Source organism: Ensifer sp. D2-11 (assembly GCF_054161295.1).
The window spans coordinates 1,303,894-1,328,664 of the sequence record NZ_CP096434.1 but is presented as its reverse complement, the minus strand read 5'-3'; the positions used below and the strand labels follow the sequence as shown (position 1 = coordinate 1,328,664).

Genomic DNA, 24,771 nt, shown 5'->3' with positions numbered 1-24,771 from the left:
AATGTTCTGGAAACGGAAAAAGGCAAAAAGAAACCGCGCGAGGCCTGTGCGTCGCGCGATTTTCTTGGTCAGTTGTCGAAGCCGTCGCTGATTGCTTTCTTCAGCGTGGCGACCACTTCCGGTGGCGTTGAGATGATCCGGTTGGCGATCGCGTCCACTTCCTTGCCCGTTATTGGCGCGATCGGGATCGACCGGGCCTTAGCGTCGGCCAGGAATTGCGGATCTGCCATCAGCTTTTCAAAGGCGGCAGAAAGGGCGGCGACGCGGTCTTCTGGTGTTTCCGGCGGCGTCATTAGAGCGCGGCCGATATCGCCGCCTGCGCCGAAGAACTCAATCGCCTGCTTCTTGGCCGGATCGTCCGTGAGCTCGATGGCGGTCGGTGTGTTCGGCAATTCGGGCAGGCGCTTTTCGGAGAACTGGACGACCGGCACCACGTCACCGGCAGCGAGCTGCTGGGAATAGTTTACCGACCAGTTTGCCCAAACGGTGGTCGTCAGATCGGCCTCGCCGCGAAACACTGCGAGCGCGCTGGCCGTTGCGCTGTCATAGCCGCAGACCATGTTGAACTTCGAGCCGATCAGCGACTTCAGCACCGCGCCCGTCTGGGCACTTGAAGTCGTGCGGCCGGAGCAGCTCACGTTAGCTTCGGACTTCAGCGAGTCTTCGATCGATTTCACCGGCGAATCCTTGCGAGCCATCATCACGGAGGTGACGTCCGCCGCGCGGCCGATGAAGTGCATCTCGGAAACGTCCCAGCGGCTCTTCTTTGGCTCGAGGACTTGGTCCTGCGCCAGCGATTCCGGCAGGAGAGCGACCATCGTACCGTCCCGCGGCGCTTTCGCGTAAAAATGCGCGGCCGCGAGCGAGCCCCCGCCGCCCGGCATGCCCTGGACGATCACCGTCGGCTCGCCGGGAATATGCTTGCCGAAATGCTGAGCAATGAGCTGCGCATAAAGATCGTAAGAGCCACCCGGAGGATGGCCGATCAGGATTGTTACGGTCTTGTCGGCATAAAAATCAGAAACCGCGTCGGCCTGAGCCGATACCGCGCCGAAGATGCTGGCGCAGGCCGTGGTCGCAGCGACCGTCAGCGAACGAATGGATTTGAGCATCGATTGTACCTCCCTTGGTTGCCTCCCGGCGACCATCCCTTTAGTATCACATGTTGTGACGGTACTACTGTATGACAAACACGAGTATCGTGCAACAGCGAGGCAGTTGTGTTTTGTTCTGGGCACTTGCGGGGTCGGATCTTTGGAGAGCAAAATTCCCGGATGGTGCAACTTGCCCACTTTCAAACGAGTGGCTAGTCACTGCGGGCTAACAGGAGAAACACCATGGCGGCCGAAAGGCAGAGACTTTGGGACTTTGCGTTAGGTTTTTATTCCGCGTCAGGTGTCGGCGAAGCCTGCCTCACGCTGCAGGACGAATGCGGCGTCGATGTGCCAGTTCTGCTCTTCTCCGCCTGGCTTTCGAAGCATTCCGTCGCTCTGACGCAGGCTGAGCTCGTTCGCATCGACGGCATTGTTGCAGATTGGCGCGACGAGGTCGTAAAGCCGTTACGCAGCGTTCGACGACGGCTGAAGAGTGGCCCCCAGCCGGCTCCGAACCAAGATACCGAGGCGCTGCGCAATGGTTTGAAAGGCATCGAGCTCGGTTCGGAAAAGATCGAGCTGGCAGTGCTCGAAGCGGAAGGCGAGGCCTTGATTGCGGCCGGAGGTGCTCCCGTCGATGCCGCTGACAATCTCGCTTTGGTGCTGCGGCATTTCCATGCCGCAGATCCGAACCCGAAGACTGTGGAAGCACTCGCCGCCATCGGCAAGGCGCTTGCAGCTTTTTAGAGTGTGTAAGCCCTGACGGAAACGGTTGTACCGGCTTCCCAGTCGACTTGCGCCAGACTAATGCTGGCCTGGAGAGTCCGGGCCTTCCTTCCAGCGCTTCACCATCGGCAAGTGAATGTCGAAGAGGTCGAGCGCGCGTCCGACCGTCTGCGTGACCATGTCATCAAGCGTCTTCGGCTTCGAGTAGAAGGCGGGCACTGGCGGCATGATGATTGCCCCGTTGCGGGTCGCCTGGTCCATCAGCGCAATATGCCCGGCATGCAGAGGCGTTTCGCGAAAGAGCAAAACCACGCGGCGGCGTTCCTTAAGGCAGACGTCGGCGGCGCGCACGATCAGTTCTTCATTGTAGCAATTCGCTATGCCACTCAATGTCCTGACCGAACACGGGGCCACGAGCATGCCAGCGGTGCGGAAGGAGCCCGACGAGATCGCCGCGCCGATATCGCGGTAGTTGTGCAGAACATCGGCCAGCTCCCTGATTTCATTCGCGCTCATATCGATTTCGTCGGCGGCCGTGCGCAAGGCCGATGGCGAGATGACCGCATGTGTTTCCACGTCATCGAGTTCCCGGAGGAGTTGCAGCGCTCGCACGCCATAGATGATGCCGGACGCTCCGGTGATGGCAATGATGATGCGGCGCATGCGGTAATCCCGAGGTTATGACGCGTCGTAGGCGGTGCTGAAGGCGGAGACCGCCGAATTGGCGACGTGCTTCTCAGCCGCGGTCCTGGCCGCCGCCTTGTCGCGGTTGACGATCGCGGTGACGATCGCGTCAATTTCCGCAATGCTCTGGCTCCGGCGCTCCTTGCGCACGACGGAGCTGCGGCGCAGCGGCGAGGTCAAAAGCGTCAGTTTCTTCAGGAGATCGAAGGCGATCGGATTGCGGGCACCCGTGCAGATGCGGTCGTAGAACTCCCGCTTGGTCGCGACAATCTCCTCGGCATTGCCTCTGAGATAGGCCTTCTTCAGCACTTCACTGTGGGCTTTCAGTGCCTTGAGCTCGTCATCCGGGGCGTTTTCCACGAACTGCTCGACGATCAGCGGCTCCAACACACCGCGAATACGGTAGATGTTTTCCGCATCGGAGCGCGTGACGGTCACCACCGTCAAACCGCGATTGTTGAGGTCGGTAAGGATTCCCTCAGCCTGAAGCTGCCGGAGCGCCTCGCGCAACGACGTGCGACTGACATTCAGTTTCTCGCACAGATCTTTCTCGACGAGGCGGGTCCCTGGCTCCAATACGCCTGTTTCAATCGCCCTCCTCAGCGAGTTGATGATCTTGTTCCGCAAAGGAGCGGGTTCATGGATCAGCGGATTGAGTGGCTCTGCAAGGGGATTGGCCATGTGTCTCCTCGAATGCTCCGGTGTGTTCGAAACAATGTGATCAGATGACTGTCATACAAAGAAACGGCAATGCCGTCACCTCCTTCGGTTGACATCTTTCTGCGAAATATCGAAGTCATCGCGCAACCACCTCCTCACGCGGCATTTGCAAGCAGTGCCAGATCCGACTAGGTGTGGCGGGCATATCCAAGTGCCGGATGCCGAGAGGGCGCAACGCGTCGGACACGGCGCTGATCATCGCCGGAAGCGCTCCAACTGTTCCCGCTTCGCCGGCACCCTTCACGCCGAGCGCGTTCTGCTCGGTGGGAACCGAATAGTCCGCGATCTCTATCTCAAGCATGTCACAGGCACGCGGCATGGCGTAATCCATGAATGTCGCGGAAAGAAGTTGGCCGGAATCCGGGTCGTAGACGGCGTTCTCCATCACCGCTTGGCCCAGCCCCTGGGCCACGCCGCCGGTAATCTGTCCCTTTAGGAGCAAGGGATTCACGACGCGGCCGACGTCATCGACCACCGAATAGGCAACGAGCTGCATATGTCCGGTATCGGGGTCGACTTCCACTTCGCAGATATGGCAGCCATTCGGGAAAGTGGCGCCCTTGTTGCTGATAAAGTTCTCGGCCGAGACCGGCGCGGCTTGCTCGGCCATGACTTCCGCGAAGGAGAGCGTCCGGTCGGTGCCTGTGATGCGGTATTCGCCATTATCGAAGAGGATGTCGGCCCTATGCGCCTCCAGCTGCTCGGCGGCTTTGTCCTTCAGGGACTCGACGATCATGTCGGCAGCCGCCCAGATGGCGCCGCCGGCGGCAGCCAGGGTCCGAGAGCCGAAGGTGCCGGTCCCCTGCGGCACTTCATGCGTGTCGCCGGTGATGATTTCCATCCTCTGCGGCTCCAGGCCCAGGCGATCAGCGACAATTTGCCGGAATGCGGTGCCATGGCCTTGGCCGCTATCCATCGAGCCCACATGGATTCGGACCTTACCTTCAGGGGAAATTTCCAGCCGGGCGAATTCCGCATTGGGCTTGGCGATCGGACCTCCGGCGATTTCGATCGGATTGGCAATTCCTATTCCACGCAACTTTCCGCGCGCTTTTGCCTCCGTGCGGCGGCCCTCGAACCCGGCCCAGTCGGCCAATTCGAGTGCCTTCGCCAAAACACCGGGAAAGTCGCCCGAATCGTAGGTGAAGATGAAGCCGGTCGTATAGGGCATTGCCTCCTTCGACACGAGGTTACGCCTGCGTAGCTCCGCGCGGTCGAGGCCGATCTCGTAGGCGGCGAGGTCGATCATCCGCTCGATGAGATAGGTCGCTTCCGGACGTCCGGCGCCCCGGTAAGGGGCGGTTTGCTGAGTATTGGTGAAGACGCCGTCGACCTCGGCGTAGATTTGCGGCGTGCGATAAACGCCCGCCAGTCCACCAAGATTGGCAACGGGCGGATGGAGGGTCGCCGGACCGAGATAGGCACCCAGATTTGCACGCATATGCACCTCGAGCGCCAGGAACATTCCGTCGCCGTCAAGCGCCAAGGCGGCATCCGCCCACATGTCGCGACCATGCGCATCTGACTGAAAGGATTCGAGCCGGTCCGAGGTCCAGCGCAGGACGCGGCCGGTCTTTTTCGCCGCCCACAGAAGCGCCGGATATTCGGGATAGCCGGCATTCTTCATGCCGAATGAGCCGCCGCAATCGGAGGCGACCACGCGGACTTTGTCCGGCAAGACGCCCAGGACCCGCGCTACATCCTCGGAAACGCGGTGCGGCGCTTGGGTGCCGAGATCGAGCCGATAGCGGTCAAGGCCGGCGTCGTATGATGCAATCGCGCCGCGCGTCTCTATTGGAGCCGCGACGACGCGGGAAATCCTCAATCGCTGCCGCACCACGGTCTGCGCAGAGGCAATTGCGCCATCTACGCCGGCCTTGTCGCCCATCTTGACCGTGAAGCAGTGGTTGTCGGGAAACTCGTCCCAAACACGCGGCGCGTCGGGGGAGACTGCTTCCAGGGCATCGACCACCACCGGCCGCTCCTCGATTTCGACGGTCACCGCTTCGGTAGCGGCGAGCGCGGCCGCTCTCGTCTCCGCGACGACGATGGCGATCGGATCGCCGACGTACCTTACGGCGTCGATCGCCAGCGGATAGAAGGCCGGCACCCGCATCTCGCCACCGTCCGGCCCGGGATGCCTGTTGCGCGGCTGTATCGGCATCAGGCCCGCGGCCTTCAGATCCGAGCCGCTGATGACGGCGATCACGTCCGGCATTTCGGCCGCCGCTGCAATGTCGATCAGAACGATTCGACCCGAAGCCGTCTGCGAACGGACGAAAACCGCAGCGGCCTCGCCCTTAACGGGAAGGTCGTTCACGTAGCGGCCGCGGCCGGTGATCAGCGCATCATCCTCGAAACGCAATTGTGATTGGCCGATCTTCAGCTTCGTTCCTCCCAGGCGCCTTGAACGAGTATGGATCAAGGATGAAAGTCGCGGCGCGGCCGACCTGCGGGCCGCCCGCCCCAAAAGCCCCTCAGTCGCTCTTTTCGATATCGCGAGTGGGTGTCTCCGGCTTCATTCCACCCTTGCGACGGGCAAGAGTATTTTCACCCGTCTTGCGCCAGTCGCCGGCGACAGCATCGTCGGCGAATTGCGTCCAAACGTCCGTCCAGTCGCCCAGCGAGTAGCCATGCCATGGCGGCTGCGGGGTGAGGCGGGGAAGCTGGAGATCTTCCCAGATCTGCCGCGCCCTGACCATGTAGGGCTCGGCGGGCAAGGCCAGTGGGGGCATTGCTGTCTTCAGGGTCGCGTCGATCAACAGGGTACCTTCGGCGCCTTTAGATCCGGATTTTGGCCCATGCCCGCCGGAACGATAGGGCGTGACATGCACGTCGTCGATCATATCGGCGCGGTAGGCGAGCGACCAGAAGACGGCATCCGCATTGCGGCTGTCGATGTCGTCGGAAACGGCAATGACGATCTTGCCGCACTGGGCCTGCAGCGTCGCGGCGCCCCGCAGCCCGCGCCAGACTTCCGACTGCGGTGCTGAACGGTCGAACTCCAGGAAGATTACCTTGCGAATGTTGGTAAGCGGCTCATGCATCACCACGCGCTTGATGCCCTTGACGTTCAGCACCTTCTTCAGGTGGTTCAGGAAGAGCGGCTCGTAGGCGACACGCTTAAGGACGCTCGATTCGCTCGGTGTGACCTGCGAGACGATCGAGACGAGAACCGGCTTTTTCTTCCGTGTGATCGCCGTCACCTGCATGGACATGTTGAAGTCCTCGAGCGCCACATGACCGTGGCTTTCGCCGAAGGGACCTTCTGGCTCCAGTAGGACCGGGTCGATCAGGCCCTCGATGACGATCTCCGCATCGGCGGGCACTTCGAGATCGATCGTCTTGCACTTGACGATGCGAATCGGTTCGCCGATCAGGCCGCCCGCCACACCGAGCTCATCCTGGTCGATCGGCAGCTTTTGCGGGCCGGTGAAAAGCACGGCCGGCGCGCAGCCGATGACGATGGCACAGGGCATCGGCTTGCCCATCTTCTGGTACTTCAGCCAGTGCTGATAGCCCCCCGCGCCGGATAGGCGACTCGCCATTCGCACGCCAAGACGGTTTTCCGCCTTCAGCGCCGCTCGGTAGGTGCCCATGTTGCGGATGCCGTTTTCCGGGTCGCGGGTCACGCAAAGCGTTGCGGTGAAATAGGGTGCGCTGTCGAAGCCGGGGGTGGAGACCGGCACCGGCAGCGATCCCAGACCCATGCCTTCCTGCTCCAGCTCGTCGCCGGTGATCACGACCTCCTGGCAAGGCGCTTCCGCAACCATCACCGGGTCGATTGGTTGTTCCATGGCCCTGACCCAGACGTCGCCGATCTCATCCTCGGAGACGCCGAGGCCTGCGGCATAGATGGCGGGCGAGGCCGCCAGAACGCCGACTGCGACCGGGATATCGTATTTCTCGCCTTTAGCGCCCTTCACATCCGTGAAAAGGAAGCCGCGGCGCTGCTCGTCCGGAAGTCCGCCTTGGAACTGCCAGCGTGCGAGCGGATGCAACTCGGTATCCTTATCGATCGGCACCTGTATCCTGGTGAGCAGACCGAGGGCCTCCAGTCTGTGCAGGTGCTCCTGCAGATCGACCGGCGCCTTGCGTGCGAATGTTTTCATAGAGTGTACTCCAAAATTTCCCTTCGGTGTCCGCCGCGGCAAACCGATCCCCTTTGTACCGAAAGCATCGAGCTGAGTGAGGCATCGTCCTCTGTCGGGGGCGATTTTTTCGATTGCTTTATTCTGCCATACTGTCATACATTATTACGAAGAGCAACAGCATGCGGTGCGATCTTGTGAAAAGGCCATCGTGTGTCGGCGGGAGGCAAACCGCCGTAGTTTCAGAGAGAAGAGGTTTCATGAATAGCTCGCTGAAGACCGCTGCAACCGAGGTTATCGTGCATCCGCTGAAGCAGCCGGAATCCTCTTCGGCCGAGCTTTCGCCAGAACTGAAGCTGGTACAAGAGGCTCTTTTCAAGCATGTCGGCAAGCCTATCCCGCGCAAGGAAGACGGTCGCCTTATCACCGGCAATGGCCGTTTTTCCGACGACTTCTCGCTGCCTGGCCAGACCTATGCGGCGATCGTCCGCTCGCCCTATCCACATGCGCGCATCCTCGGCGTGGACAAGGCCGAGGCGCTGGCGAGCCCGGGCGTGCTGCTGGTGCTCACCGGCGAGGACTTGCGCGCCGACGGTCTCAAGGACATTCCGCACAACCCCATTCCCTCGACAAACTTCGACATGAAATTGCGGGCGAAGGACGGCAGCAAGGCGTTCACCGGTCCGCACCACCTGCTGCCAACCGACAAGGCACGGCATGTGGGCGAGGCGGTGGCGATCGTCGTCGCCGAAACTGCTGCGCAGGCCGCCGATGGTGCCGAGAAGGTCTTCGTGGACTGGGAGGAGCTCCCCTATGTCACCGACACGGCAAACGCGGCGGAGCCAGGCGCTCCGACTGTCTGGGACGAGGTTCCCGATAATGTCTTTATCGACACGACCTTCGGCGACAGGGAAGGCACGGACGCAGCGTTCGCCGCGGCGGATCACGTGATCAAGGCGCAATTCCATATCCATCGCGTCACGGCCGTGACCATGGAGCCGCGCGCTTCGCTTGGCCACTACGATCCGGACACGAAGCGCTACACGCTCTATGCGGGCAGCGGAGGCGCCGTTCGCCAGAAGAACGAGCTTTCCAAGGTGCTCGGCATCGAGCCGAACGAACTGCGCGTGCTCTCTTTCGACGTTGGCGGAAATTTTGGCGCCCGCAACCGCGTCTACGTTGAATTTGGGCTGGTGCTGTGGGCGTCGCGCAAGCTCGCACGGCCGGTGAAATATACAGCGACCCGCTCGGAAGCCTTTCTCACTGACTATCAAGGTCGCGATCTTGTGACCAAGGTCGAGCTGGCACTTCGCAAGGACGGCAAGTTCCTGGCGATGCGCGCCGACAATCTGTCGAATGTCGGCGGCCGCGCCGTGTCGCTCTCTCCGCTCAGCAAGGGTTCGGGCCTGATCACCGGCTCCTACGACATTCCCTATGCGACGTTGCGCGCCCGCGCCGTCTTTACCAACACGATGTGCACCCAGGCCTATCGGAGTTCCGGTCGGCCAGAAGTCACCTACGCGATCGAGCGGCTCGTCGAGCTTGCCGCAGACCAGCTCGGCTTCGACAAGCTGGAGCTACGTCGGATGAACCTCATCCCGCCTTCGGCGATGCCCTATACCAATGCCGTCGGCTCCGTCTACGACAGCGGCGAATACGAAAAGAACATGGACCGTGCGCTGGAACTCTCCGAGTGGGCGACATTCGATGCCCGCAAGGCGGAAGCTGCCAAGCGCGGCAAGCTGCTCGGCCGCGGCTTCGCCAACTATGTCGAATCGTCAATCGGCACGCCGAAGGAACGCGCCGAGATCGAGATCAAGGACGACGGCGATATCGAGGTCGTCATCGGCACGCAGCCGAGCGGCCAGGGCCATGAGACGAGCTTCGCCCAGGTCGTCGCGGACATGATCCAGGTACCGGTCGAGAAAGTTTGGATCGTCCTCGGGGACACGGACATCGTTAGCGTTGGGGGCGGCTCGCACTCGGGACGCTCGATGCGTCACGCCGGGACCGTCATGGCCATGGCATCGGCGGATCTCCTCGCCGAAGGAAGAAAGCGGGCCGCCGACCTGTTCGGCTCAAAGGCCGACGAAGTCGGCTTTGAGGGTGGGGTCTTCAAGTTGCGCGATTCCAACCGGACGATCGACATCTTCGAGCTTGGACGCCGCACGCGCAGCACGCACGGGCCGCTGCGGGTCGTCAGGGACAACGAGATGCACACGCCTGTCTATCCGAACGGTGCTGCCGTCTGCGAAGTTGAGGTCGACCGTGAAACAGGGCACGTGCAGATCGTCCGCTATTCGACGATCGATGATGTCGGCCGCTGCATCAATCCGCTGATCGTTCACGGCCAGACCCATGGCGGCATCGCCCAGGGGGTTGGCCAAGCGATGTGGGAGCTCTGCGCCATCGACCAGACGAGCGGACAGCCGCTTGCCGGCTCGCTGATGGACTACGGCATGCCGCGTTCCGACAACATGCCGAGCTTCAAGTGCGAAATCGCCGAGGTGATTTCGCCGACCAATCCGCTCGGTATCAAGGCAGGCGGTGAGGGCGGCACGACGCCGGCCCTCGCAACCGTCGTCAACGCCGTGGTCGATGCGCTCCAGGAATTCGGCGTCAAGGACATCCAGATGCCGGTGACGCCGGCCAATGTTTGGCGCGCCATGAACAGCGGACGCAAGGCGTCCTGAGGAGATATTTATGAGTGACTTGAAGACCGTCCGCGTCATCGCATTCCCCGGTGCACCGAACCTGCCGTCTTTCGCGGCAATCGAACAGGGCTTTTTCGCCCAAGAAGGCATTCAGGTCGAACTTGCGCTAACCCCGAGTTCGGTGGCGCAGGCCGAGAAAACCGCGGCCGGCGAATTCGACATCGTTTTCACCGCCTTCGACAATGTAGTGGCCTATGAAGAAGGCCAGGGCGCCACAGCTGAAGGCGTCGATCCGGACTACGTCGTGCTGACCGGAGCCACCCAGCTCGAACTCGCGATTGTAACCGCGCCGGACGTCAAGACCTACGGTGACCTCAAGGGCCGTTCGATCGCGCTCGATGCACTCACGACCGGCTTTGCCTTCGTGCTGTTCGAAATGATGGCGAAGCACGGACTGAAGCGTGAGGACGTCACCTTCGCCGCGGTCGGGGCGACACCGCAGCGCTGGCAGTCGGTCAAGTCCGGCGAACATGCAGCGACGCTAACGATCGAGCCGTTTACCAGCATTGCCAAGCGCGCGGGCTTCAACGTGCTCGACGTCTCCTCCAACCATTTCGTCAGCTACCAGGGAGGTGCGATCGCAACGCGCCGGTCCTACGCCGCCGAGAACCCGGAAACGGTCAAGGCGTTCCTTCGCGCCTATCTCATGGGGCTCGCATGGACGCTCGACGAGAAGAACCGTGATGCGGCGGCCGAACTCCTGCAGGCGAAGATGCCGGACATCCAGTCGGCTGCGGTGCCCTCGATCATGGCAAGTCTGCTCTCGCCGCGCTCAGGGCTGACGCCTGGCTCGAAAATCCTGCCCGAGGGTATGAGGACCGTGCTTGACCTTCGCTCTCGCTACGGCAAGGGCGGCAAGCCACTCACCGACATCTCGAAATATCTCGACCTCTCGTTTTTCGAGGCGGTCACCGGCGCCAATTGACGGCAAGGAGAGGATAAGTCCATGGATCTGAAGGGCGAATACCGTATTGCCGCACCACGCGAGCATGTCTGGGCATTGATCAACGACGCGGCCGTACTGAAAGACTGCATCCCGGGTTGCGAAAGCCTCGAGGGCACGCCGGAGACCGGTTACGCGGCCCGCGTCACAACCAAGATCGGTCCCGTCAAGGCCACCTTTGCGGGCGAGGTGAAGCTATCGAATGTACAGGCGCCGGAAAGCCTGACTATCTCGGGCGAGGGCAAGGGCGGCGTCGCCGGTTTCGCCAAGGGTGGCGCCGACGTTAAGCTCGTCGTCGACGGTGCGCATACGGTGCTGACCTATATCGCCAAGGCCCAGGTCGGCGGCAAGCTCGCGCAGCTCGGCGCGAGGCTCATAGATTCCACCGCCAAGAAGCTCGCCGACGAATTCTTCGAGACGTTGGCGGCGCGGGCGGTTGCCGTGGATCAGGCGAGCGACGGCGACGCGGCGGATGCAGTCGCAACGATCGGTGCAACTACGCCTGTGGTTCCACGCACTTCGTTTAGGTCGGCGAACCCGGCTGCGTCTGCGTCTGCACTTCCTGAAACCGCCGCTCCGGCTGCAGCCCAGGCAATGCCGACGGCGCAGTCCTCGAACCACGTGCCTTATGTCGTCTTCGGCCTCGCGGCCGTGGCTGTCGCCATCATTGCGGCGCTCGTCGTCTGATATTCAAAAGGAGGGGACGATGTCCCGTGTAACCATCAGGATCAACGGGAAGGCGGAGACGCGGGAGGTGGAGGACCGCACGCTTCTCGTGCAGCTCATCCGCGAGCATCTGGGTCTCACCGGCACTCATGTCGGCTGCGATACGACTCAGTGCGGCGCTTGCACGCTCCATCTCGACGGCGAAGCCGTGAAGAGCTGTACCGTGCTCGCCGTCGCCGCCGACGGTGCCGAGGTCACAACGATCGAAGGGCTTGCAGACGGTCAGACGCTGCATCCGGTTCAAAAGGCCTTCCACGAGCATCACGGGCTGCAATGCGGTTACTGCACGCCGGGCATGATCATGGCTTCCGTTGACATGATCCGCCGCCACGACGGCGTTCTCGACGAACACACTGTCCGACACGAGCTCGAAGGCAATATCTGCCGCTGCACCGGGTACCATAATATCGTCAAGGCGGTGCTGGACGCCGCGGAAAAGCACCGGGCGGCACACGCCGCGGCGGCTGAATGAGGGGCAAACCGTGTACGCAACCACATACCACAAGCCGAAGACGATCGCCGAAGCCATCGAACTCTACGAGAATTCGCAAGAGCCGTCTTACCTCGCCGGCGGACACACTCTAATTCCGACGCTCAAAAACCGTCTCGCCGCCCCGCAGGACCTGATCGACCTGCGCGCCATTCCCGAGCTCTCGGGCATCGAGGTGACATCCGACAAGGTCATTATCGGCTCCGCCACGAGACATGCGGCCGTCGCGGCATCCAAGGAGGTGAGGGGAGCGATCCCGGCGCTGGCCGGCCTAGCCGGTTCGATAGGCGACGTCCAGGTGCGTCATATGGGCACGATCGGCGGCTCGATCGCCAACAACGACCCGGCCGCCGACTACCCCTCCGCCGTACTGTCGCTCGATGCCATCATGCATACGGATCGCCGCGAGATTCCAGCCGAAGACTATTTTCAGGGTCTCTACGCGACGGCGCTGGAGCCGGGCGAAATCCTCGTTCGCATCGAGTTCAGGATCCCTGAAGTTGCCAGCTACGCGAAGTTCCGCAATCCAGCCTCGCGCTACTCGATGGCAGCCGCATTTGTCAGCAAGCATCGCGACGGGCATGTTTGTGTGGCCGTCACCGGCGCGGGCAATGCGGGGGTCTTCCGCTGGACGGAGGCGGAGCAGCGGCTGACGAAAAGCCTGATGCCCGACGCACTCGACGGCCTTGCGATCGACCCGTCTTTTATGATGAATGACATGCATGCGCCCGCCGATTACCGCGCCCATCTCGTCGCCGTCATGAGCCGTCGCGCCGTCCAGAACCTCGGCGGGACCTACATCCTTTGAGCGTCGGCCCAAATTGAACTCTGCCGGCGGCATGCAATTAGGGAGCATAGTAAAGATGGCACAGAACTGGACCCCGAGCAGTTGGCGCGATAGGCCGATCCAGCAGGTGCCGGACTATCCGGAGCCTGCTGCGTTGGCGGCGACCGAAGCCAAGCTCGCGACCTTCCCCCCGCTTGTTTTTGCCGGCGAAGCGCGCCGCCTGAAGAAGCAGCTCGCCAGTGTGGCGGAAGGGAACGCCTTTCTGTTACAAGGCGGCGACTGCGCCGAAAGCTTCGTGGAGCACGGCGCGGACAATATTCGCGATTTCTTCCGTTCCTTTCTGCAGATGGCCGTCGTGCTGACCTTTGGCGCTCAGCTTCCGGTCGTCAAGGTGGGCCGCATCGCGGGTCAGTTTGCCAAGCCGCGAAGCAATTCACATGAGACGCTGGACGGAAAGACCCTCCTCACCTATCGGGGCGACATAATCAACGGTACGGATTTCAACGAGGAGGCTCGCACCCCAAGCCCGGAACGGCAGCTCGATGCCTATCGCCAGTCCGCTGCCACGCTCAACCTGCTACGCTCCTTCGCGATGGGTGGTTATGCCAATCTTGAGAACGTGCATCAGTGGATGCTCGGCTTCGTCAAGGATAGCCCTCAGGCAGAGCGTTACCGCAAGCTCGCCGACCGTATTTCCGAGACCATGAGTTTCATGAAAGCGATCGGCATCACCTCGGAGAACCATCCAAGTCTGCGCGAAACCGATTTCTTCACCAGCCATGAGGCGTTGCTGCTCGGCTACGAGGAGGCCCTGACCCGCGTCGATTCGACCTCCGGAGACTGGTACGCGACCTCCAGCCACATGATCTGGATAGGCGACCGCACGCGACAGCTCGATCATGCTCATGTGGAATACTTCCGCGGCATCAAGAACCCGATCGGCCTCAAATGCGGCCCGTCGCTTCAGCCGGACGACCTTGTCGAACTGATCGACGCATTAAACCCGGCCAACGAAGCGGGCCGTCTGACACTGATCTGCCGTTTCGGCTCCGACAAAATCTCTGACCGCCTGCCCAAGCTGATCCGCGCGGTCGAGCGGGAAGGCAAAAAGATCGTCTGGTCCTGCGACCCGATGCATGGCAACACCATCACGCTCAACAATTACAAGACACGACCTTTCGAGAGAATCCTGTCGGAGGTCGAGAGCTTCTTTCAGATTCACCGCGCCGAGGGCACCCACCCGGGCGGCATCCATGTGGAGATGACGGGCAAGGACGTGACTGAATGCACCGGCGGCGCCCGAGCGGTGACGGCTGGCGACCTGCAGGACCGGTATCACACCCATTGTGATCCGCGTCTCAATGCGGATCAGGCATTGGAGCTCGCCTTCCTACTAGCCGAACGGATGAAAAGCGGCCGCGACGAGAAGGGGAACGGCAAGCCGGTGGTCGCTAGCTGGAGAAAATGATCGAGCGTCAAGACCCCGACACATCAGCCTATGACGGAAGCTTTGCGCGGCGGCCGGCGTTGCCGTTCGGCTTGGGGAGGAAACCCGATGCTAGGCAAGCTCGATGAGGAACTGCCGGTTCCGCAGCATGGCCTACTTACCGAGGATGCGGAGAAGATCCTCGATTTTGCCCGCGGCGCACTGCAGAGCGGTATCGGCTGCGCACTCGTCACGCTGGTCGATATCCGGGGTGGAGCGGCTCGCTCGCTCGGTGCGCACATGGCTGTGCGAGCAGACGGTCTGTTCTGTGGTTTCGTGTCTGGCGGTTGCGTGGAGGCTGCCGTTGCCGCGGAGGCCATTCAGGTGGCCAGGGCCGGAAGCGACCGCACGCTTGTTCTCGGGCAAGGCTCCAAGTTCTTCGACATCGTTCTTCCGTGCGGTGGAGCGATAACTCTCGCGATTCACGCGCTGCGGCGGAGTGAGCCGCTCGACGCTGTTCTTGCGTCGCTTGCAAGCCGCAACCGGGCCAGCTTGCGCTATGACGCGAAGGCTCAGACCCTCGAGTTTCAGGAGGCAACTGCAGCGACAGCGGAGGTGCAGGATAGTTTCATCACCAGCTATCGTCCCACGACGCGCCTCGTACTCTGCGGACGCTCGATCGAACTGAAGACGACTACAATTGTTGCCGAGGCGGTCGGCTACGATGTCATCGCTCTGGACGGAGGAGCGGCCGAAACCTTGCGTCCCGAGCATTTGGACGAGGATTCCGCCGTTGCCCTCCTCCACCATGATCCGTGCCGAGAGATGGGCTCGCTCGAGGTCGCGCTGGAAAGCAAGGCCTTCTATATCGGGGCGCTCGGCAGTGATCGAACTCATAGCCGACGCTGTAACGAGTTGCGACGGCGCGGATTCTCCGACGCTTCGATCGCACGCATCAAAGCACCCATAGGACTATTTCCGAAGGCGCGCGACGCCAGATCGCTCGCCCTGTCCATCCTGGCCGAGATCGCTTCCTTCCGCACTGGGGTCGCGGAAAATACAACGACCCCAGTGGTCGAGCGCAGCCCGCGCTTAAACAAGAGCTTTGGGCTTTAGGAGGTCGGAGAGGCCGACCCGGTGGAGCATCTCGGCGCGAAGCCGGTCCAGCACGGTGAACCCCACATCGGCGCCGTCTTCGGCGGGGTCGACGTGCACCCTGAATGGACGATTGCCGGACGCGGTGCCCACAACCCGAACAATGGCATCGGCAACCAGTGACACATCAGCGTCCGGCGGCACGATCGCTGCGAAAGCCTTCTTAATCTCTTCGCCGAGACCGGCATTCGGGCCAGCCTCATACTCGGCCTGGCGGGCGTGGTCCTCCGGTGCGCCGGAATGGGCGAAGTGATTGGTGCCGCTCGTGAAGGCACCGGGCACGATGATCGACGTCTCGATGCCCCAACGCGACAACTCACGTGCGTACTGCACAGCGATGGCATCCATGGCCGCCTTGGCGGCGAAGTAGGGGGCAAGATAAGGCGGCGTGCCGCCTGCCGAGCTTGAACTTGAGATCCAGATGAGAAGCCCATGCCTTTGCCGACGCATGTGCGGCAGCACCGCCCGGTTGACGCGTTGAGTGCTCAGTACATTGATGTCGTAAAGCTCGGCGAACTGCTCTGGCGTGAATGCTTCGGCGGGTCCGAACACCATGTGGCCGGCATTGTGAATCAAAACGTCGATGCGTCCGTCTTCGCCAATGATCTGGTTGACGGCCCTGTCTACGGAAACCTGCGACTGGACGTCGAGCTCAAGGGTGCGCAGGTCAACGTCATTGTCCCTAGCGAAGCCGGCTATAGCTTCAACATTGGCCGCGTTGCGGCCGACAATGTCTCGCATTGAGGCGTATACCCGGTGGCCGGCGCCGGCGAGGGCCTCGGCGGTCAGGCGCCCGAAGCCGCTCGAGGCCCCGGTGATCAGAATGATTTTCTTCGACATGGTGCGTTCCTCACTTGATGCGCGTTTGTTGATGCCTTGGGAGTCGGAACCTGGGACCGCAGCGTGCCCAGTCGCGGGCGGATCGCGCCGGCACGCCTTGGAGTTTTGAGGACCCGTCAGATGATGCCGCCATTGGCGCGCAGCACCTGGCCGTTGACCCAGGCACCGTCCGGTCCCGCGAGGAAGGCGACGGTACCCGCTATGTCCTGCGGAGTGCCGAGCCGTTCGAGCGGGGCGAGCTTCGCAAACCGGTCCATGACCTCCTCCGACTTGCCCTCTAGAAACAGATCAGTAGCAGTCGGTCCGGGCGCGACGGCGTTGACTGTGATGTAGCGGCCGCGCAGTTCCTTCGACAGCACGTGCGTCATAGCCTCGACGCCGGCCTTCGCGGCCGCGTAAATGCCGTAGCTCGGGTGCAGCAAGCCGACCTGGCTGGTTGACATATTGATGATGCGACCACCTACGCGCAGGCGTTGCGCCGCCTCGCGCAGGGTGTTGAACGTGCCTTTCAGGTTCACAGCGATGACTCGGTCAAAGGCGGCATCATCGGTGTCCGCAATAGTGGCGAGAGGCATGATGCCGGCATTGTTGACCAAGACATCGACACCGCCGAAGGCTTCTTCCGCCGTGGCGAACAGGCGGCTGACGGCCGCCGGATCGCTCACATCGGCTTGCGCCGTTAGCGCATTGCCGCCAGTCGCCTCGATTTTCCCGGCCACTTCTTCAGCGGCAGCGGCATTGCCGGCGTAGTTGATGACGACCGTGAAGCCGTCACGCGCCAGACGCGCCGCAATTGCCGCGCCGATGCCGCGCGACGCGCCGGTGACGATCGCTACTTTGATTGTGTTCGTTTCCATATGCTTCTTCCTTCGTGTGGTCCGCCGAAGCGGGTAGGTAACGAAGGAAAACATGACACTTCTCGCTTCGCGGATAATGCTGCATAGTCCGGCATCACTATCCGGGAGCGCCGAATAATAGTCATGGACCGTTTCGATGCTATGCGAGTCTTTGCCCGGGTCGCCGAAAGGCGCAGCTTTACGCTGGCGGCGGAGGACCTTGGATTGCCCCGTTCGACAATTACCGATGCCGTCAAGCGGTTGGAGGGGCGTCTGGGCGTGCGCCTGCTGCAGCGGACCACACGCGTGGTTCGGACCACCTTGGACGGAGAAGCTTACTATCACCGCTGCGTCAGACTTATCGCCGATCTTGAAGACGCCGAGGCAAGCTTCAGCGGCGCTAGTCCGTCGGGTCTGTTGCGTGTTGATGTTCACGGCACGCAGGCGCGCCATTTTCTACTGCCTGGCCTACAGGTTTTTCTCGATCGTTATCCCGATATCCGATTGCATATCAGCGAAACCCACCAGCCGGTGGACATCGTGCGCGAAGGGTATGATTGCATCGTGCGCGCGGGCGATCTCGCGGACTCCCCGCTGATCCGCCGCAAATTGACCGAGCTGAAGCGCGGCACCTTCGCGAGCCCTCAGTACCTCGCTCGCTTCGGTACGCCCCACGCCCCCGAGGACTTACTTAACGGCCACCGAATGGTGGGGCTCCTCTCCCCCGATACGCCGTCGGTTGCGCCCTTTGTATTCATCGTCGCGGGCAAGGCGCGCGAGCTGACGCTGCCCACTGTCATCACGGTGACCGGCCCGGAGACGAACGTCGCATCAGCCTGTGCCGGTCTGGGACTCATTCAAGTCCCGCGCTATCGGGTCGCTTCCGAGCTTGCGAGCGGCGCGCTCGTAGAAGTGTTAACGGACGCTCCGCCATCGCCACTGCCAGTGCACGTCCTTTATTCGCACACGCGTCAGCTTTCGCCCCGCTTGCGCGTGTTCATCGATTGGATCACTGAACGATACCGGCTCCGCGAGAGTTGATCTGAACCGAGGAAGGCCAACGGTCTCCCACTGGTTCCTGCCACAGGCGCCCTGCAACGGAGCGTGCCGAGCAACTCTCCCTCCATTTCAAATCATGCATCTCGGCAATTGAGCGGCCAAGGCATCGACGGCAACGCGACCTTTGAGCGAGAGGTGCGGCGTCTGGGCCACAATGGTGTCAATCATATAGAAACGGCGGCTGCTCCGGCAGATGGGGGATGAGCGTGCCTGTCTCGATCCGCCCCCGCCCAGCCATGCAGGCCCCATCGCCCCGTACGGCGGCGGCCGCGGTTCGCATCGAGATCGTCCAAACGGAACCGATGGAGCGGCATCACCTCCACCCGGGATTGCCCTGTCTTGGCAAAAGCCGGGGCGCACCGATCCGCACCGGCGATAGATCACTGCCAGGTGCTGCGCCAGGTCCTCCACCGTCGAGGACTCCAGCTATGAGGGTGAGGCGCACCAATCGGCTGGCGTGCGACAGGGGACTATCAATCTCGCCCTGTCCTCCAAGGCGCCCGTGTCCATGGAGAGATAATATCCGCGTGAACGCCCTCGCCCCGGCCCGGTCTGGAGGCCCCAAATACTTAAAGCTCCTGCGCGCAACGTCGCCTCGACTGGGCCTGAGCACCCACGGCTGCGCGGTTGCGTGGGCGGCTGAGGCGACGCCAAGGCTCCTTCCAGTTACTTCGGGAACTGCTGCAGTGGCTCAGTCCGGGTATGCAGTAACAAATGAATGGCGCGTGCGGGCTGAACGAGGATGGCGCGCGCGGGCTGGACGAGCCTTTGCCACCACATCCGCAACAACAAGGCGGTGGCTCTGTCGCAACAGCGGCATTGGTGAGTGTCCACCGATAGGCCGACACTCAGACCAAGAGGGAAGCACCATGTCTAAGACCTCTTTCAACATCAATCCGTCGGCCTTTCTGACCACCGCGCTAAGCACAGCCTTCTTGAGCTGCGCGGCACAGGTGGCCGAGGCAACTCGCCGTCGCCGGCAAACCAGTCGTGCACGCGGGTGCGCGCTGCAGGAAATGCCGGATCACATCTTAAAGGACATCGGCGTGACGCGTTTCGAAATCGAATACCGCGTCGAGTCCGGACGAGCCTGTAGATGGCGCAAGAGCGAGTGAAGCGGCCGAGTGCCACCGTCTCTGTCAGATCGAAACCATTGAGAATGACCATGAAAACGCACCTTCTCTCCAGCGCACTGTCCGTAGCGATCCTCTTCGCCGCCGCTCCGGCCCTTGCCCATGACGCGAAGTACCACCTGGCGAAGAACACTGAACTGAAACAGTTCAGCGGCAACCAGCTTCCGACGCCGGCTACTCGGGGCGCACAGGTGCCTCTGTGGCCAAGTCTAACCGGTCATCGCTCCGCCGCCTCTACCGCCAGCAAAGATGCGCAGGCCTATGTCGACCAGGCGATGATGCTGAGCTTCGGTTTCAACCATGCCGAGGCTGCCCGCAGCTTCAAGCAAGCTCAGAAGCTTGACCCATCTTGCGCGATTTGTTTCTGGGGCGAAGCGCTCGTGCTCGGCCCGAACATCAACGCACCGATGGATCCCGACGCGAATGCTGCGGCATTGGCCGCGGTGGCGAAAGCCGTGGCCCTGGCGCCCAACGCGTCTCCGCGTGAGCAGGCGTTGATCGCTGCCCTGGCCCATCGCTACGCTCCAGACACCGAGCGTACAGTTCTCGACCAAGCCTATGCAGAGGAAATGGCTGAAGTCGCAGGCAAGTTTCCGAAAGACGACGATATCGCCGTTCTCTACGCAGAGGCGTTGATGGACCTGAATCCTTGGGATTACTGGACCGACGCCGGCGCAAAACCGAAGGGAAAGACTGCGGCGATCATCTCGACGCTTGAGCGGGTGCTGGCGCGCAATCCGGACCATGTTGGCGCGATCCATCTCTACATCCATGCCGTCGAAGCCTCGACTACGCCCGAGCGGGCGGAGCGGCACGCCGATCGCCTGGCGAAGATGGATATCGGAGCCGGTCATCTGGTTCACATGCCCTCTCACATTTACTACCGGGTCGGACGTTATGCGGATTCGCTTGCGGTCAATCGCCGTGCGGTCGCAACGGATGAGTCTTTCTTTCAAGCGGTGGCGCCCGAGGGGCTCTATGCCGGCGGCTACTATCCACACAACATCCACTTCCTGCTGGTTTCGGCACAAATGGCCGGCGACGGCCCGACTGCCATCGAGGCGGCGCAGAAGCTCTCAGGGGTGATTTCGGACGAGCTCGCGCGCGCCGCACCTGCGTTCGTTCAGCCGATCAAGGCCGCCCCCCTATTCGCGCATGCCCAGTTCAGCGATCCGGAAACGATCCTCGCGGTTGCGCGTCCGACCGGCGACTTCCCATTCGTCGATGCCGCCTGGCATTATATGCGCGGGGTTGCTCAAGCTAGGCGCGGTGACCTTGATGCTGCTCGATCCGAGGGAGCAGCGATTGCCGAAATCGCCCGATCGGCTGACTTGAATGCGCTAGAGGAAGGCGGAATGCCCGCTGCTGACGTACTGGCAATAGCCGGGCACGTCCTTACCGCGCGGATTGCGCAGGCGGGTGACGATTGGCCGGCTGCCGCTCGCGCCTTCGCGGATGCCAAGAAAGTGGAGGATCGCCTTTCATATATGGAGCCGCGCCACTGGTACTACCCGATCGGGCAGTCGCTCGGAGCGGTTCTGTTGCGCGCCGGCGATCTCGATGGCGCGGAAAATGCCTTTAACGAGAGCCTCGTCCTTGCTCCGAACAATGGCTGGGCCCTGTTCGGCCTAAGCGAGGTCTATCGCGCACGCGGCGACGAGGTCATGGCTGAAAAAACGTCGCGCCGATGGCGTGATGCATGGGTAGGCAGCACGTCGATGCTGCGCCTCGATCGGCTGTGACGGTCTCGGCGAGGAACGCGCGCCTTTGGCCGCCACGGTCGGCCAAAGGCAAAGACGCCAAAGGTGCTGATCAGCCTTGGGCTGGCGTGCAACCCATCTTTACGAGAAGCAGCCAGTGGGCAGCCTGAAACTCAGGGTGCACGCCTTCAACTGAGAAAGCCAGCTTCCGAGGGACTGGTATCGACGCTGGCGGCGCAGTCCAGCAACCCAGCACGATGAAGATAATGCCTCGCACGAAACGATTGAAGCAGGATCAATCCGGGTCCGCGCGGCCGCAGCGTCGGTCAATTCCAGCGCCTTTTGAAGTTGACCGGCCGCGCGTTCACGCTGCATGCGGAACCAATTCGTGAAATGCACCATCCAAACCCGACCCAACACCTGGAGCGGATGAGGACGGCGCGTGCGGTTTCGTCTGGGTTCCGAAATCGTGATCTAGCGGTGGAGGATGGCCTCCGCCGCCTTTTCCGCAATCATGATGACCGGCGAGTTCGTGTTTCCGGAGACGATGCTGGGCATGATCGAGGCGTCGACGACACGCAAGCCATCAAGACCATGAACCTTGAGCGAAGGGTCCACCACCGCCATCGGATCGCTGCCCATCTTGCAGGTGCCGACCGGGTGGAAGATCGTCGTCGCGATGTCGCCGGCGCGTCGGATGAGCTCATCCTCGCTTTGGAACTCCGAGCCCGGCAGCATTTCCGCCGGCTTAAATCTTGCGATCGCCTTCGTCGCCATGAGATTGCGAGCGTGGCGGATCGCCTGTGCCGCAAGCAGCCGGTCGCCGGCAGTGGACAGATAGTTCGGCCGGATGTCCGGCGCGGCCGATGGTTCCGCTGTCGTGACATGCACGCTTCCCCGGCTTTCCGGCCTCAGATTGCAAACCGAGACCGTGACGGCCGGGTATCTGTGGAGCGGCTCTCCCAGTCGGTCGGTGCTCAGTGGCTGGACATGGTATTCGAGGTCGGCGGTCGCGACCGACGGGCTGCTCTTTGCAAATATGCCGAGCTGGCTCGGCGCCATGGAGAGCGGACCGGAACGCCTCAGCATGTATTCGACGCCCATTCCCATGCGGGAAAAAATGCTGTGATAGAGCTGGTTCAGCGTCTTCGCGCCTTCGATGCGGAAGACGGTGCGGATCTGAAGATGATCCTGCAGGTTTTCGCCAACCCCGGGGAGGTCGTGGACCACCTCTGCGCCGGCTGCCGAGATGATGTCCGGTCGGCCCACCCCGGACAGTTCGAGGATTTTCGGCGAGTTGATCGCGCCTGCAGACAGGATGACCTCGCGCGTGGCGCGCGCCAGCTGGACGCGGCCGTTCAACCGGAAGCGTACGCCCTTCGTCCGGCGGCCGTCGAAGATCAGACGCTCCGTTTCGGCGCCCGTCAACACCCGGAGATTCGGCCGCTTCATGGACGGGCGTAGGAAGGCCTTGGTCGTGTTCCAGCGCAGGCCCCCGCGCTGGTTCACCTCGAAATAGCCGGATCCCTCGTTGTCTCCGGTGTTGAAATCCTCGGTCTTCGGAATGCCGAGCTCTTCGGCGGCATCGCGAAAGGCGTCGAGGATCGGCCAGGACAGACGTTGCCGATCGACCCGCCACTCCCCGCCGGCGCCGTGCATCGGCGACTTGCCGCGGAAGTTGTCCTCCGACTTCAGGAAATAGGGCAGGACATCGTCCCAGCCCCAGCCGGTATTGCCGGCCTGGCGCCAGCCATCATAGTCGGCCGCTTGCCCACGCATATAGATCATGCCGTTGATTGAAGAACAGCCGCCGAGCAGCTTGCCGCGAGGATAGGGGAGGCTGCGGCCGTTGAGGCCGGGTTCTTCGGCCGTCCTCATCATCCAGTCGGTGCGCGGATTGCCCATGCAGTAGAGATAGCCGATCGGCACATGCACCCAGTGATAGCGGTCGCTGCCGCCGGCTTCAAGCAACAGGACCCGGTTTGTCGGGTCGGCGGAGAGCCGGTTGGCAAGCACGCAGCCGGCGGAGCCGGCGCCGACGACGATGAAATCGTAACTGCCGGCGTCGGTGACCGTCTCGTTCATATCCGCGTTCACGCCGCAGCTCCCGTCGTCATGGCCGGCATTGCCGAAAGCCGTCGCCAGATCGGCGCCATGGCGTCCGCAATGTCCCTGTAAAGTGCGTAACGCCGTGCATAATGCGCCTCCAGCATCCTGTTCGGACGATAGTGCCGCTCGGTTCTCACCATCGCGGCCGCACCCGCGGCGAAGTCGGAGAAAATGCCGACGCCGGTGCCGGCGGCGATTGCCGCCCCCAGGGCGCCCGTCTCACGCGAGCGGGCGACGGTGACCGGGACGCCGAGAACGTCGGCGAATATCTGCGGCCATGTGAGGCTGCGCGAGCCGCCGCCGGAAAGTACCGCCTCGTCGAAGGCCGCACCTGCATTCCGCATCGTCTCGATGTGCTGGCGGTGACCGAAGGCCACCCCTTCGAGAACCGCGCGGACGAGGTGGCCCTTCGTATGCCAGCCGGCGATCCCGTAGAACCCGGCGCGGGCGTTGCCGTCCTGCTGGGCGCCGTAGAGATAGGGGTGGTAGATGGGGTCGTCGGAGGCCGGATCGCTTGAGGAGGCGAACTCGCAGCAGAGGTCGAAGGGCGAGCGCCCATCGGACCGCACCTCGGAAAAGAACTCCCGCACCAGCCATTCAAGGTTTGCGGCGGAGGTCGCGCTGGACTCGATCGCCATGTAGCGGTCGCGGTCGAAGGTCGAGGACATGAACACCGGTCCCTGGAGCTCCGGGCGTTCGATGATCACCTGATTGATGCTCCAGGTTCCGGCGATGATGGAGGCTGCCCCGGTGCGGGTGACCCCGGACCCGATCGCCGAGGCGACCACGTCGAAGAGACCGCCGACCACCGGCGTTCCGGCGGCAAGCCCCGTCTCTGCCGCGGCCGCTTCGGTGATGCGGCCGGCGATATCGGCGCTTTCCACGAGCGGCGGCAGGAGGTCCATGGATTCGCAGAGCCCGTAAGCTGCCATGAGTTCCCGGTCGTAGTGCCGGCCGGCGACGTTGAGCAAACCGCAGCCGGTCATGTCCGAGACGTCGCTGACGCGGGCGCCCGTCAGCCGGTTGACGATGAAATCCTTGCAGAGAAAAATCGTGCCGATGCTGGCGAAAACCTCCGGCCGGTGTCGTTTCAGCCAGGCGAGCAGAGTGGGGGTCTGCGAAGGCCAGGGCCGTTGCTGGCCGATCGGATAGGTCCGGTCGCCGACCCCTTGCGACGTCCACTCTTCGACAAGCGCCGCCGCCCGGGTGTCGAGCGACTGGATGCCGAAAAGCGGACGCCCCTCATGGTCAAGCGCGTAGAGCCCGTTGCCATGGCCGGCACAGCCGATCGCGGCGATTTCGCCGGCGTCGATCCCCGCCTCATCGACACATGTGCGGATGACCCGGCGGGCATTCTCCCATAGCTCGTCCACGTCGCGCTCGACATGGCCGGGGAACGGCATCCGGCTGTGCCCTTCAGCCGCGGCCGAAGCGATCTCCTTGCCCTGCCGGTCGAAGATCACCGCCTTGATGACGGTGTTGCCGGCGTCGAGGCCCAAAAGATAATCTCCCATGCTGAACCCCTCCCAAGGTCCGAT

General features: G+C 62.4%; 20 protein-coding genes and 1 pseudogene. 12 read left to right on the top strand and 9 right to left on the bottom strand.

Translation table 11 applies throughout. The annotated features are described in order from the left end of the window. Positions 1 to 68: 68 nt before the first annotated feature. Positions 69 to 1,292: a Bug family tripartite tricarboxylate transporter substrate binding protein gene (locus M1D34_RS23325; protein ID WP_498784363.1), complete on the bottom strand. Its 1,224-nt coding sequence runs from the start codon at positions 1,290 to 1,292 to the stop codon at positions 69 to 71. Between the two features lie 45 nt (positions 1,293 to 1,337). Here M1D34_RS23325 and M1D34_RS23320 point away from each other — a divergent pair, with 45 nt between their 5' ends. Continuing rightward, positions 1,338 to 1,841, top strand: a complete 504-nt coding sequence (locus M1D34_RS23320; protein WP_498782409.1) for a TIGR02444 family protein — start codon at positions 1,338 to 1,340, stop codon at positions 1,839 to 1,841. Between the two features lie 57 nt (positions 1,842 to 1,898). On the opposite strand, the gene M1D34_RS23315 is transcribed toward M1D34_RS23320, so the two are convergent. The 4 genes from M1D34_RS23315 to M1D34_RS23300 form a co-directional block, all read right to left on the bottom strand. Continuing rightward, the gene (locus tag M1D34_RS23315; protein ID WP_498782407.1) at positions 1,899 to 2,483 is read right to left on the bottom strand and encodes a UbiX family flavin prenyltransferase; all 585 of its coding nucleotides are present in this window, start codon (positions 2,481 to 2,483) and stop codon (positions 1,899 to 1,901) included. A 15-nt stretch (positions 2,484 to 2,498) separates the two neighbouring features. Next, positions 2,499 to 3,185 carry a GntR family transcriptional regulator gene (locus tag M1D34_RS23310; protein WP_498782405.1) on the bottom strand — a complete coding sequence of 229 codons (687 nt, stop codon included), beginning with the start codon at positions 3,183 to 3,185 and terminating at the stop codon, positions 2,499 to 2,501. A 115-nt stretch (positions 3,186 to 3,300) separates the two neighbouring features. Then, positions 3,301 to 5,589, bottom strand: coding sequence for a xanthine dehydrogenase family protein molybdopterin-binding subunit (locus M1D34_RS23305; RefSeq protein WP_498782403.1), 2,289 nt, complete (start codon positions 5,587 to 5,589; stop codon positions 3,301 to 3,303). A 112-nt stretch (positions 5,590 to 5,701) separates the two neighbouring features. Beyond that, entirely contained in the window at positions 5,702 to 7,336 is a 1,635-nt protein-coding gene (locus M1D34_RS23300) for a UbiD family decarboxylase (RefSeq protein WP_498782401.1), read from the bottom strand. Positions 7,337 to 7,575: 239 nt separating this feature from the next. Between M1D34_RS23300 and M1D34_RS23295 the strand changes: the two genes are divergently transcribed. From M1D34_RS23295 to M1D34_RS23265, 7 genes are all read left to right on the top strand, one after another. Continuing rightward, entirely contained in the window at positions 7,576 to 10,008 is a 2,433-nt protein-coding gene (locus M1D34_RS23295; protein WP_498782399.1) for a xanthine dehydrogenase family protein molybdopterin-binding subunit, read from the top strand. Positions 10,009 to 10,018: 10 nt separating this feature from the next. Beyond that, a complete protein-coding gene (locus M1D34_RS23290; protein ID WP_498782398.1) occupies positions 10,019 to 10,954 on the top strand; it encodes an ABC transporter substrate-binding protein in 936 nt (311 codons plus the stop codon). A gap of 21 nt (positions 10,955 to 10,975) precedes the next feature. Beyond that, positions 10,976 to 11,659, top strand: a complete 684-nt coding sequence (locus tag M1D34_RS23285; RefSeq protein WP_498782396.1) for an SRPBCC family protein — start codon at positions 10,976 to 10,978, stop codon at positions 11,657 to 11,659. A 19-nt stretch (positions 11,660 to 11,678) separates the two neighbouring features. After that, positions 11,679 to 12,170, top strand: coding sequence for a (2Fe-2S)-binding protein (locus tag M1D34_RS23280; protein ID WP_498782394.1), 492 nt, complete (start codon positions 11,679 to 11,681; stop codon positions 12,168 to 12,170). 10 nt (positions 12,171 to 12,180) lie between these two features. After that, a complete protein-coding gene (locus tag M1D34_RS23275; protein ID WP_498782392.1) occupies positions 12,181 to 12,996 on the top strand; it encodes an FAD binding domain-containing protein in 816 nt (271 codons plus the stop codon). 55 nt (positions 12,997 to 13,051) lie between these two features. Next, entirely contained in the window at positions 13,052 to 14,443 is a 1,392-nt protein-coding gene (locus tag M1D34_RS23270; RefSeq protein WP_498782390.1) for a class II 3-deoxy-7-phosphoheptulonate synthase, read from the top strand. Between the two features lie 87 nt (positions 14,444 to 14,530). Then, a complete protein-coding gene (locus M1D34_RS23265) occupies positions 14,531 to 15,517 on the top strand; it encodes an XdhC family protein (RefSeq protein ID WP_498782388.1) in 987 nt (328 codons plus the stop codon). Here the strand turns inward: M1D34_RS23265 and M1D34_RS23260 are convergent. Together M1D34_RS23260 and M1D34_RS23255 are read right to left on the bottom strand one after the other, a co-directional pair. Beyond that, entirely contained in the window at positions 15,494 to 16,396 is a 903-nt protein-coding gene (locus M1D34_RS23260; protein WP_498782386.1) for an SDR family oxidoreductase, read from the bottom strand. The genes M1D34_RS23265 and M1D34_RS23260 overlap by 24 nt on opposite strands. Positions 16,397 to 16,512: 116 nt before the next feature. Further along, positions 16,513 to 17,253: an SDR family oxidoreductase gene (locus M1D34_RS23255; RefSeq protein ID WP_498782384.1), complete on the bottom strand. Its 741-nt coding sequence runs from the start codon at positions 17,251 to 17,253 to the stop codon at positions 16,513 to 16,515. A 123-nt stretch (positions 17,254 to 17,376) separates the two neighbouring features. Between M1D34_RS23255 and M1D34_RS23250 the strand changes: the two genes are divergently transcribed. The 4 genes and pseudogenes from M1D34_RS23250 to M1D34_RS23235 all read left to right on the top strand — a co-directional run. Continuing rightward, positions 17,377 to 18,273 (top strand): LysR family transcriptional regulator, encoded by an 897-nt coding sequence (locus M1D34_RS23250; protein ID WP_498782382.1) that lies wholly within the window; start codon positions 17,377 to 17,379, stop codon positions 18,271 to 18,273. 887 nt (positions 18,274 to 19,160) lie between these two features. Further along, positions 19,161 to 19,406: a DUF1127 domain-containing protein gene (locus M1D34_RS23245; RefSeq protein ID WP_498782380.1), complete on the top strand. Its 246-nt coding sequence runs from the start codon at positions 19,161 to 19,163 to the stop codon at positions 19,404 to 19,406. Between the two features lie 50 nt (positions 19,407 to 19,456). Continuing rightward, positions 19,457 to 21,166, top strand: a complete 1,710-nt coding sequence (locus M1D34_RS23240) for a tetratricopeptide repeat protein (protein ID WP_498782378.1) — start codon at positions 19,457 to 19,459, stop codon at positions 21,164 to 21,166. Positions 21,167 to 21,204: 38 nt separating this feature from the next. Beyond that, a pseudogene (locus M1D34_RS23235) lies at positions 21,205 to 21,320 on the top strand (YybH family protein); the annotation flags it as partial. A gap of 278 nt (positions 21,321 to 21,598) precedes the next feature. Here the strand turns inward: M1D34_RS23235 and M1D34_RS23230 are convergent. Both M1D34_RS23230 and M1D34_RS23225 read right to left on the bottom strand, forming a co-directional pair. After that, positions 21,599 to 23,209, bottom strand: a complete 1,611-nt coding sequence (locus tag M1D34_RS23230; protein WP_498784361.1) for a GMC family oxidoreductase — start codon at positions 23,207 to 23,209, stop codon at positions 21,599 to 21,601. A gap of 8 nt (positions 23,210 to 23,217) precedes the next feature. After that, positions 23,218 to 24,747, bottom strand: coding sequence for an FGGY-family carbohydrate kinase (locus tag M1D34_RS23225; protein ID WP_498782377.1), 1,530 nt, complete (start codon positions 24,745 to 24,747; stop codon positions 23,218 to 23,220). Positions 24,748 to 24,771: the final 24 nt, after the last annotated feature.